This window comes from Pseudoxanthomonas sp. LjRoot204_2 (assembly GCF_056175765.1).
This window is the reverse complement of record NZ_JBGFFG010000636.1, coordinates 1-1431: the sequence shown is the minus strand read 5'-3', so window position 1 is coordinate 1431 and position 1431 is coordinate 1. Positions and strand designations below refer to the sequence as shown.

Genomic DNA, 1431 nt, shown 5'->3' with positions numbered 1-1431 from the left:
ACGATGGCCTGGTACTGCTGGACAAGCTGAAAGCCACGCATCCGCAGCTGCCGGTGATCGTGATGTCGGCGTACACCGACGTGGCGAGCACGGCGGGCGCATTCCGCGGTGGCGCGCACGAATTCCTGTCCAAGCCGTTCGATCTGGACGATGCGGTCGCGCTGGCCGCGCGCACGCTGCCCGATGCGGAGGAGAGCGCCGACGCTGCCCAGGACGCCGACGCGACGGCGGCGGCCACGCCCCAGCTGATCGGCGATACGCCGACCATGCGCGCGCTGTTCCGTGCGATCGGCCGGCTGGCGCAGGCGCCGCTGTCGGTGCTGATCACCGGCGAAACCGGCACCGGCAAGGAGCTGGTGGCGCATGCGCTGCACCATGAGTCGCCGCGTTCGCGCAAACCCTTCGTCGCGCTGAACACCGCCGCCATCCCGTCGGAACTGCTGGAAAGCGAACTATTCGGCCACGAGGCCGGTGCGTTCACCGGCGCGCAGAAGCGGCACATCGGCCGTTTCGAACAGGCGGATGGCGGCACGCTGTTCCTCGACGAGATCGGCGACATGCCGCTGCCGTTGCAGACGCGCCTGTTGCGCGTGCTGGCGGAAGGCGAGTTCTTCCGCGTCGGCGGACGCGAACTGATCCGCGTGGACGTGCGCGTGATCGCCGCCACCCACCAGGACCTCGATGGGCTGGTCGCCGAGGGTCGCTTCCGCGCCGACCTGCTGCACCGCCTGAACGTCGTGCGCCTGCAACTGCCGCCCCTGCGCGAGCGTCGCGCGGACGTGCCGCAACTGGCCGAGAACTTCCTGGCCATGGCCACGCGCAAGCTCGACATCGCCCCCAAGCGCTTCAGCAATCCAGCGCTGGATCTGCTGCAGGCCCACGATTGGCCCGGCAACGTGCGCGAACTGGAAAACGTCTGCTGGCGGCTGGCCGCACTGGCACCGGCCGACGTCATCAACACCACCGACCTGCAGGGCGCACTGCTGCATGCACCGGTCGCCGGTGGACGCGGCGAGTGGGACCACGCGCTGGGCGAATGGGCGCGCCGCCGCCTGCTGGAAGGCGCCGAGGCGCTGCATGCGGAAGCCCGCGAGCGCCTGGACCGCACGCTGCTCGAGGTCGCCCTGGAGCTGACGCATGGACGCCGCGCCGAAGCCGCGGCCAAGCTGGGCGTGGGACGCAACACCGTGACGCGGAAGCTGGGGCCCGGTCGCAAGCGCGGATGAGGGAACGCAGCGACTTTCATTGATCGTGAAGGTAGCGGTGGTTACGGTACCCGGCCACGACCCGTACTGGAGCCCTCTCATGCGCATCGTCCTGCTGGCCGCCGCTTCCGCCCTCGCCCTCGCGGCATGCAGCACCACGCCGTCGCCGTCGCCGTCGTCGCCGTCGTCAACGGCGACGCCCGTCGTCCCCACCACCAGTACCGCC

Annotated in this window: 1 protein-coding gene; it reads left to right on the top strand. The window is 70.3% G+C overall.

The features are described from left to right. Nucleotides 1-1226, top strand: a 1226-nt coding sequence (gene ntrC / locus AC04L7_RS18630) for a nitrogen regulation protein NR(I) (protein ID WP_475513693.1), incomplete at its 5' end; no start/stop codon positions are given. Nucleotides 1227-1431 lie beyond the last annotated feature (205 nt).